This window comes from Acidithiobacillus sp. TH-A36 (genome assembly GCF_057473445.1).
The window spans coordinates 1-6,764 of the sequence record NZ_JBYCKP010000331.1 but is presented as its reverse complement, the minus strand read 5'-3'; the positions used below and the strand labels follow the sequence as shown (position 1 = coordinate 6,764).

General features: G+C 54.6%; 7 protein-coding genes. 1 reads left to right on the top strand and 6 read right to left on the bottom strand.

Going from position 1 to position 6,764, the window contains the following annotated elements; genetic code table 11:
- From AC2VLY_RS08910 to AC2VLY_RS08895, 4 genes are all read right to left on the bottom strand, one after another.
- The coding region (locus AC2VLY_RS08910; protein ID WP_486922127.1) for a DMT family transporter at nucleotides 1-551 on the bottom strand (551 nt) is incomplete at its 3' end.
- A gap of 92 nt (nucleotides 552-643) precedes the next feature.
- On the bottom strand, nucleotides 644-1,717 hold the full coding sequence (locus tag AC2VLY_RS08905; protein WP_486922126.1) for an NADH:flavin oxidoreductase/NADH oxidase: 1,074 nt from the start codon (nucleotides 1,715-1,717) through the stop codon (nucleotides 644-646).
- Entirely contained in the window at nucleotides 1,714-2,442 is a 729-nt protein-coding gene (locus tag AC2VLY_RS08900) for a dienelactone hydrolase family protein (RefSeq protein WP_193651861.1), read from the bottom strand. Before AC2VLY_RS08900 ends, AC2VLY_RS08905 begins: the two co-directional genes overlap by 4 nt.
- Nucleotides 2,443-2,495: 53 nt before the next feature.
- Entirely contained in the window at nucleotides 2,496-3,104 is a 609-nt protein-coding gene (locus AC2VLY_RS08895; RefSeq protein ID WP_193651860.1) for a TetR/AcrR family transcriptional regulator, read from the bottom strand.
- Nucleotides 3,105-3,242: 138 nt separating this feature from the next.
- Here AC2VLY_RS08895 and AC2VLY_RS08890 point away from each other — a divergent pair, with 138 nt between their 5' ends.
- Nucleotides 3,243-4,478, top strand: a complete 1,236-nt coding sequence (locus AC2VLY_RS08890) for a hypothetical protein (RefSeq protein ID WP_193651859.1) — start codon at nucleotides 3,243-3,245, stop codon at nucleotides 4,476-4,478.
- Between the two features lie 2 nt (nucleotides 4,479-4,480).
- On the opposite strand, the gene nadC is transcribed toward AC2VLY_RS08890, so the two are convergent.
- Both nadC and nhaA read right to left on the bottom strand, forming a co-directional pair.
- Nucleotides 4,481-5,308, bottom strand: coding sequence for a carboxylating nicotinate-nucleotide diphosphorylase (gene nadC / locus AC2VLY_RS08885; protein WP_193651858.1), 828 nt, complete (start codon nucleotides 5,306-5,308; stop codon nucleotides 4,481-4,483).
- Complete coding sequence (nhaA, locus tag AC2VLY_RS08880) at nucleotides 5,305-6,672, bottom strand: Na+/H+ antiporter NhaA (protein ID WP_193651857.1); 1,368 nt, start codon at nucleotides 6,670-6,672, stop codon at nucleotides 5,305-5,307. Before nhaA ends, nadC begins: the two co-directional genes overlap by 4 nt.
- Between the last annotated feature and the right edge of the window lie 92 nt (nucleotides 6,673-6,764).

The window sequence follows — 6,764 nt, the reverse complement described above, 5'->3', positions numbered from 1 at the left end:
CTGTTGAATAAATCCATGTCGGGGGGCGCATAACGCTTTTGCCAGAGGGCGGAACTGGCCCACAAAATGCCTGAAATCAGTGCAATCACGCTGCCAGTCCATTCGCCGTCGAAACTCCAGGGCTTCAGAATGGCAATCAGACCCAACAGGGCCAATAGCACGGCGGGCCATTGTAATCCGTGCAATTTCTCGCCGAGTAGAGGCCAGGCAAACACAATCAGCCAAAGCGGCATCATGTAGACCAGAATGGCCGTTTTTCCGGCGCCGCCGTATTCCAGCGCCCAGAGAGCAAGCCCAATAAAACCGGTGGTTTGCAACAGGCCGAAGGGGATGATATAGCGGGCTGAGGGCATCCGCAGTGGTCTTTTCAGCCAGATGATCAGGGGAATCAGGACGATGACACTTAGCCAAACGCGCAGAGTGGCAAACAGCAGGGGTGGGCAGTCGCTTATGGCGACTTTCATGACGACCCAGTTATATCCCCAGATTATGGTCAACAGGGCCAGTGCAGCCAAGGGCCAGAGTGTCAGCGGTTTTTGGGGGGAAGACATCAGTCTGTGGCTCCAGAATGAAAAAACCGGGATAGCAACCCATCCCGGCAACCCACTTCATCTCTCCCTGTAGAGAAATAAGCGGCGGCGTTTTAGCGTAATTTGGCCCGATCGTATTGTTCTGGCCAGGGCAAGTCTACCCCCAGTTCACGGGCGGCGTGCAGGGGCCAGTAAGGATTGCGGAGTAATTCCCGGGCAAGGGCGATACCATCGGCCTGCTCTGTAACCAGAATATGTTCGGCCTGCATGGCCTCGGTAATCAGTCCGACGGCAACACTGGGTAAACCGGTTTGTTCGCGTATTTGTTGCGCGAAGGGCGTCTGAAATCCAGGGCCAGCCGGAATGACGGCATCAGGTGTCATCCCGCCGCTGCTGCAGTCAATGACGTCCACACCTCTTGCCTGCAACTGTTTGGCAAGAGCGACGGATTGTTCCAGATCCCAGCCACCGGGTACCCAGTCCGTGGCCGAAATTCGGACCCACAGTGGCAGATGGTCGGGCCAGACCGCGCGCACGGCATCGGTGATTTCCAGAGGCAGGCGCATCCGGTTTTCGAGGCTGCCACCATAGGCATCATCACGATGATTGCTGATGGGCGAAAGAAAGCTGTGCAGGAGGTAGCCATGGGCCATGTGCAGTTCGAGGACTTCGAATCCGGCATGGAGCGCTCTTTGCGCAGCAGCCACAAAGTCCTTGCGGACCTTTTCGATATCCTGAGCTGTCATTGCCTCGGGTACCGTGTGTGCCGGACTGAAAGGCAGCGGGCTGGGGCCATAAGGTTGCCAACCCTGTTCCGCATCAGGCGCGATGGGCGCGCCACCGGCAAAGGGAGCCTGAGTAGAGGCCTTGCGTCCGGCATGGGCAATTTGTATGGCAGCTACGGCTCCCTGATTTTTCATGAAGCGGACGATGGGTGCCAGAGCTTCGGCTTGGGGGTCATTCCAGATACCCAGATCGCGCGGAGAAATGCGACCCTCGGAACTTACAGCGCTGGCTTCGGCCATGACCAGTCCGGCGCCACCCACCGCACGGCTGCCAAGATGTACCATATGCCAATCACTGGCTATCCCATCCGGGGTGGAGTACTGACACATGGGTGCGACGACAATGCGGTTGCGCAGCGTGATGCTGCGCATTGTCCAGGGCGTGAACAGTTTGTGACTCATGCCTGCCCTCCAAGATGCTGACTGAAATGATCCAGGGTGAGACGCCAGCCTTCGGCGGCAGCTTCGGGGCGATAGCTGTCACGCGGGTCAGCAAAAAAACCGTGGGGGGCACCGGGGAACAGTGTCAGGGTGTAACGCTTTTTGGCGGTGCTGAGGGCTGCGGCAATGCGGCCATGTTCCTCAGGAGTGATGGATTGATCTTCGGCTCCATAAAGCAGTAGCAGCGGAGCACGCATCTGTTCGACCAGATGCAGGAGCGGTTGGCGTCCGGCCGGGTCCTTATCCGGGGCAATACCACCGCCATAAAAGGCAACGGACGCGCCGAGTTTATCCGCATGTACGGCATTGGCCATGAACGCAAAGCGGCCACCCATACAAAAGCCGACAGCGCCGATGGCGTGCTTCATGACTTCGGGACGTTTTTGCAGTTCGGCTATGGCCAGCCCCGCTTCCTGCATGGCCAGATCATCTTTCAGGGTTTTAAGGTGCGCGATGGCATTTTCAAAGTCGGCATATTCGTACGTTTTACCATGATATAAATCGGGGACGATGGCACAGTATCCCGCTTTGGCAAATCGTTCGGCCACATCTTGAAAATGGCTGTTTACGCCAAAAGCTTCAATAAATATGACGACGCCGGGATACTGGCCATTGCTACCGGGGCGGGCGTACCAGGCACGAGGACCGTTTTCCAGTTGTAGCCATTCGGAATGCATTTCAGGCATCACTCTACCTCCTTATTCGCGTATGAAAAAAGGGAAGGGAAATTATTGCGGGGTCAGACAGCTAAAGATTTAATGTAAACTTGTAGTTGCCGGAGACAGCGTTGGTAGGCGGCGACGGATTGGGCATTTTTGCCCAGCCCGACACAGCCTTCAATGGAAGCGACAATATACAAGGCAATATCCTCGGGACTCGCGTCCGGACGGACCTGTCCTGCGGATTGACCTTCCTTGAGTGCCTGGGCGACCACTTCTACCCAGCGTTCAAGGATTTTTTGCAAACCTTGCCGAAATGATTCATCGAGGGGACTCATTTCCTGAATCAGGTTGTTAAGGGGGCAGCCATAGCGAATGACCGATTCATCCGCCTGGGCAATTTTTTCTGCAATGAGATTGTACAACCCGTTGATCGGATTATCATGCTGGGCAAGCATGGTAAACCAGCGCTCTTCCAGTTGCGGTCCGATCACTTCTTCAATGACCGCGAGGCCAAGATCGCGCTTGGTACCAAAATGATGATAAAGCGCCCCCTTGCTCACGGAAGTATTGGCGAGGATACGCTCCAGACTCGCGGCCTGAAAGCCGGATTCCAGAATTTCGTGGTAAGCAGCATCCAGCAGGTCATTACGGGTCTGTTCGGGATTGCGCGTTTTGCGCTGAATCATGTTCATCATGACGTTGGAAGATACCGACCAAACGGTATATTGTCAATTACCGGCTGCCAGCGGATACGTCCAGTTTGGGAAAATGCCTTAAGCGCGTTAGACTGATAGCCAGCGTGTGAAGGCGAATTGGGGTGATGGATGAAAGCATCAATAGATTTTCAGCGGCAGGGTGACAAGCAGAATTCGGCTTTTTTTGAAGAATGGTTAGGGCGCCTGTTGGAAGATCGCGATCGCCAGGGGCTTACGGAAAATATTGGCCGCATTGATGCACTGATGATTACGGTAGAGCCGGGACATTCTGCCGCTTATGTGCATGAATTGTGTTTGATGACGCCTTACAATTATCTGGTCACCCTCGAAACCGATCAGCATTCCACCCACATTCTCCGCATTGATATGGATGCTCCCGATGTGTTGGTTCGTGAAGTGAAAGACCCCAATCTGCATGGTATTTTCCGCAGCCTGAACGAAGTGTATCCGGTGGGGGCCAAGCGTCCCAACTCGCGCTACATGGGCGAAGTCTTTCAGGTCAAAAATCTCCATGAAGTACTTGCAGTACAAAAAAACCGCGAAGTCCGTTTTTTTAATCAGGAACAGGTGCGGCACCTGGAGTTGCCGGGCAACATGGCCATCGTCAAACCTTCTCCCTATACCCACAATATTGTCGGTTACTGGGAACGGCCTGATAATGACATCCGCGTTTATTCCCTGGGTTTGTCTTCCATCCGCGATGATATGCAGGTGGCTTTTGAACAAGCCAAAGTGTTACGAGAACAACTGGGTCTGGAGCAGTTACTGCTGCCTATCGATCATCTGGCAACCCGGGTATACAGCCAGAACCGGGAAGCCGCCATACTCGAATATCTGACCCTGTCCAGTTATTACTACTGGGGTTCTTACGATATTCCCGACCAGAATTCTTCTACCAATGTCACCAAAAGCGTGCACTATGAAAACGTGTTGAATAGTCCTGCCAAGGTGTTTACCGCTGCCAATCATCCTTATTTTTGCAATCATCTGATTGGTCAGCCTTCGCCCACAGAAGCTTTTGTGCGTAATTTTGGCCCCCGCCTGCACCATCTGGCCGTGGGCGTGCAGGATGGGTATACCCATGATCAGATCAACATTGATTATGTGGTGGACACCTTGCGAAATTGCGGGCAGAAGTTTCTGTTGCAGGTCATCGGTTCGGAGCAGGAAGGCTTGAAACAGATTTTTTCCAGCGCTTCGGAGCATTCTTCCCTGATTATTGAATACGTGCAGCGTTTTGGTGGTTTTCAGGGGTTTTTCACCAAGGAAAATGTTGCCGACCTGACCGCTGCCGCAGGCGCCGATGAGACGCTGCGCAGCCTGGATGCAGAAGCCCGCGCCTGAGCTCAAAAATAGCGCAGGGATAAATCCAGGCTGTGTAAATTACGGGTAAGACTGCCGACGGAGATAAAATCGACGCCGGTAGCGGCGACGGCGGCTATGTTGTGGATGCCCATATTCCCCGAAGCTTCCAGAGGAATTTTCCCGGCCACTCTCTGCACGGCCTGGCGCAGGGATTCCAGCCCGAAATTATCGAGCAGGATCATATCCGCCCCTGCCGCCAAGGCTTCTTCGAGTTGTTCCAGGTTTTCCACCTCAATTTCGGTGCGGGTCAGGGCCGGAGCAAGGGACCTGGCAGCACTCAGCGCCGCCGTAATGCTGCCACAGGCGGCAATGTGATTTTCCTTGATGAGAATCCCATCAAACAGTCCCAGCCGATGATTGTGCCCCCCACCCACACGTACCGCATATTTTTGCGCCTGACGTAGGCCGGGTATGGTCTTGCGGGTGTCCAGCAGGCGGGTCCTGCTGCCCTTCAGCAATTCTACAAAATGATGCACGGCCGTTGCTGTGCCTGACAGGGTCTGGAGAAAGTTCAGGGCGCAACGCTCGGCACTGAGGAGGGCGCGGGCCGGGCCTTCGAGGTGGCACAGCACCTGATCGGCGGCAACGGCGCTCCCTTCAGCAACCTCCCAGTGTAGCTTCAGCTGGTAGGAAAGTGCGGCAAACGTGGCCGTGGCGTAGGGCTGTCCACAGAGAATCCCTGGCTCACGACTGATGATGCGGGCCTGGAGTGTCTGCGCTTCGGGAATGAGTGCAGCGGTCAGATCACCGCTCCCTATATCTTCGCGAAGCGCTTGTTTGACGACATCTATGAGGTCTTCAGGAATCATTCTAACTCCTTGCTTTTACTGCCCACCCAAAATAGCCAGACCAGTCCTATGCAGGCGGCAGTCAGTGAAGCCAGCAAAATGCCGAGCTTGGCTTCCTCTATCATAAATGCATCTTTAAAGGCCAGCTCACTGATAAATAAAGACATGGTGAAGCCGATTCCAGCCAGCCAGGCAGCACCCAGAAGATGGGGCCAACTCACGCCAGTGGGCATGCGGGCCATTTTGATTTTGATGGCCAGCCAGCTCGACAGGGAAATGCCGACAAACTTGCCGAGCACCAGTCCCAGAAAAATACCCAACGTAACCCGGCTGAGCAGCATTTCGCTGCTGACGTGGGCGAAATTGATGCCGGCATTGGCCAGCGCAAAAATGGGAATCACCGCAAAAGTTACCCAAGGCTGAAGACTGTGTTCCAGATGTTGCTGCGGTGCAATGGCCTCGGCACTACTGTGTTCAATGCTTTGAATGATGCCCGCAAGTTTGCCGTTGACCAGCGGATCAAGACGTTTGCTGTGAATGATGGTATCGCGCAGGTTTTCACTGCGGGCGCTGAGGGTGTCCGCCAGTTGGTCAGGACGAACCCGTCCCCGTGCCGGTATGGTGAAGGCGAGCAGAATGCCGGCGACCGTAGCATGAATGCCGGAGAGCATCACAAAATACCAGAAAGGTAGCCCCAGAATCAGGTAAGGCAGGACTTTGCGAACGCCACTCTGATTAAGCAGAATCAAGCCCAGCAGTATCAGGCCGGCGATGATCAATGCCGAAATATTCAAGGATGGGGTGTAAAAAATAGCAATGACCAGCACCGCGCCAAGATCATCGGCAATAGCCAGGGCGGTCAGAAAAACAATCAGGTTACGCGGGATCCGCCAGGCCAGCAAAACGAGGATGCCAATGGCAAAGGCAATGTCCGTTGCCATGGGAATTCCCCAGCCTTCGGCGGCAGAACCACTGGGATTGATTTGGTGGTAGATCAGTGCGGGAACCAGCATCCCGCCCCCTGCGGCAATAATGGGCAGGGCTGCATCCCGTAGGGAAGATAATTCTCCTACCAGAAATTCACGTTTTAATTCGAGGCCGACCACAAAAAAGAACACGACCATCAGTCCGTCATTGATCCAGTGGTGCAGACTCTGGTCGAGCATCCAGTGACCCCAATGGATGCCGAAATGATTTTCCCAAAACAGGTGATAGGACTGATGCCAGGGGGAATTGCTGAGGAACAGGGTCAGCAGCGTCGCGACAATCAGAATAATTCCGCCTGCTGTCGCTCGCCGCAAAAACTGCTCGAAAGGCGAAAAAATCTTGCCAAATAGCAGTTCGAGGGGGTAGTAACGGGGTTGGCGAGGCTCAGAATCTGCCATGTTCAGAGCAACTCCAGTCGTGCTGCCTGTTCCTCCAGTTGCTGCAGGGCCGCTTCAATTTCCCGCAAACGCTCTTCTTCCTTGGCGACGAC